The organism is Pseudoalteromonas sp. CO342X (genome assembly GCF_004208915.1).
Lineage (GTDB): Bacteria > Pseudomonadota > Gammaproteobacteria > Enterobacterales > Alteromonadaceae > Pseudoalteromonas > Pseudoalteromonas maricaloris.
The window spans coordinates 1-1417 of record NZ_SGPH01000056.1; the positions used below are offsets into that span (position 1 = coordinate 1).

A 1417-nucleotide genomic window follows, 5' to 3' on the forward strand; every position below is an offset into this window, starting at 1 on the left:
ATGGCAAAAGAAAAGTTTGAACGCGTAAAACCGCACGTAAACGTTGGTACTATCGGCCACGTTGACCACGGTAAAACTACACTAACTGCAGCAATCACTAACGTACTTGCAAAAGTATACGGTGGTACAGCAAAAGACTTCGCATCAATCGATAACGCTCCAGAAGAGCGTGAGCGTGGTATCACAATCTCAACTTCACACGTTGAGTATGACACACCAACTCGTCACTATGCACACGTAGACTGTCCAGGACACGCTGACTATGTTAAAAACATGATCACTGGTGCTGCACAGATGGACGGCGCGATCCTAGTAGTTGCTGCTACTGACGGTCCTATGCCTCAAACACGTGAGCACATCCTACTTTCTCGTCAGGTTGGTGTACCTTACATCATCGTATTCATGAACAAATGTGACATGGTTGACGACGAAGAGCTACTAGAGCTAGTAGAGATGGAAGTTCGTGAACTACTTTCTGAGTACGACTTCCCAGGTGATGACCTACCACTAATCCAAGGTTCAGCGCTTAAAGCACTAGAAGGCGAAGAGCAGTGGGAAGCGAAGATCATTGAGCTTGCAGAAGCACTGGATTCTTACATCCCAGAGCCAGAGCGTGACATCGATAAGCCATTCATCATGCCTATCGAAGACGTATTCTCAATCCAGGGTCGTGGTACAGTAGTAACAGGCCGTGTAGAAGCTGGTATCATCAACGTGAACGACGAAGTAGAAATCGTAGGTATTAAAGAAACTACGAAGACAACTTGTACGGGTGTTGAGATGTTCCGTAAGCTTCTAGACGAAGGTCGTGCGGGTGAGAACATCGGTGCACTACTACGTGGTACTAAGCGTGATGAAGTTGAACGTGGTCAAGTACTATGTAAGCCTGGTTCAATCAAGCCACACACAAAATTCACTTCAGAAGTATACGTACTTTCGAAAGATGAAGGTGGTCGTCACACTCCTTTCTTCAAAGGTTACCGTCCACAGTTCTACTTCCGTACAACAGACGTAACTGGTGACATCCAGCTACCAGACGGCGTAGAAATGGTAATGCCTGGCGACAACATCAAGATGACTGTTGAGCTAATCGTACCAATCGCAATGGACGAAGGTCTACGTTTCGCTATCCGTGAAGGTGGCCGTACAGTAGGTGCTGGTGTTGTAGCAACAATCGAAGAGTAATCTCTAGATTGTCGTAACACACATAAAAAAGGTCGCTTTGGCGGCCTTTTTTAATGCCTTGTCGCTGTGATTTTATATCGCGACAAATGAAAAGGGTCGTTCTCTGATAAGAGTTCGGCCTTTTTTAATACCTCGTAGCAGCGATTTTATATCGCGGCTAGTGAAAGGGCCATTTCCCCGATAAGACGTACATACTTTTTAATACCTTGTAGCAGCGATTTTATATCGCGAC

1 protein-coding gene is annotated in these 1417 nt (G+C 45.7%); it reads left to right on the forward strand.

Going from position 1 to position 1417, the window contains the following annotated elements; translation table 11 throughout:
* Window positions 1-1185: an elongation factor Tu gene (gene tuf / locus EXT47_RS23595; RefSeq protein WP_039494551.1), complete on the forward strand. Its 1185-nt coding sequence runs from the start codon at window positions 1-3 to the stop codon at window positions 1183-1185.
* Window positions 1186-1417 lie beyond the last annotated feature (232 nt).

Excerpts from the sequence above, each read along its gene's own strand:
- tuf (WP_039494551.1), top strand. The coding sequence starts at position 1 with ATGGCAAAAGAAAAGTTTGAACGCGTAAAACCGCACGTAAACGTTGGT.